Source organism: Halomonas sp. SIMBA_159 (assembly GCF_046536035.1).
Classification (GTDB): Bacteria; Pseudomonadota; Gammaproteobacteria; order Pseudomonadales; family Halomonadaceae; genus Vreelandella; species Vreelandella venusta_A.
Genome location: NZ_JAWJBT010000425.1, coordinates 1 through 277, shown reverse-complemented (window position 1 = coordinate 277; position 277 = coordinate 1). Strand labels below are relative to the sequence as shown.

The following is a 277-nucleotide window of genomic DNA, read 5'->3' as shown; positions in this document are numbered from 1 at the left end:
CAGGCCGCCGCCGAGCAGGAGCAGGTCGTCCGTGAGATCGAGCGAGAACTCAGCGAGCATGCCAGCACGCAGAAGATCATGGACACCGTGATTACGAAGCTCGGCACGCCGGACAACATGGATGAGGCTCAAGAGATGGCCGACATTGTGAACACCGTGGAGCGGAGGCTTCGAGGCCGCTGATGCCAGTTACCGCCAAAGACATCGCGCGTCGCTACGGCGTCGCGGCCACCGCCGAGGTCATCATGCGGCGGGCTCAGGGCGAGCTGGAGGAGCC

1 protein-coding gene is annotated in these 277 nt (G+C 64.6%); it reads left to right on the top strand.

The window, feature by feature from the left end:
- Positions 1 to 183 (top strand): hypothetical protein (locus R0J87_RS19885; protein ID WP_498888412.1); only part of this gene is annotated, 183 nt, incomplete at its 5' end.
- Positions 184 to 277 lie beyond the last annotated feature (94 nt).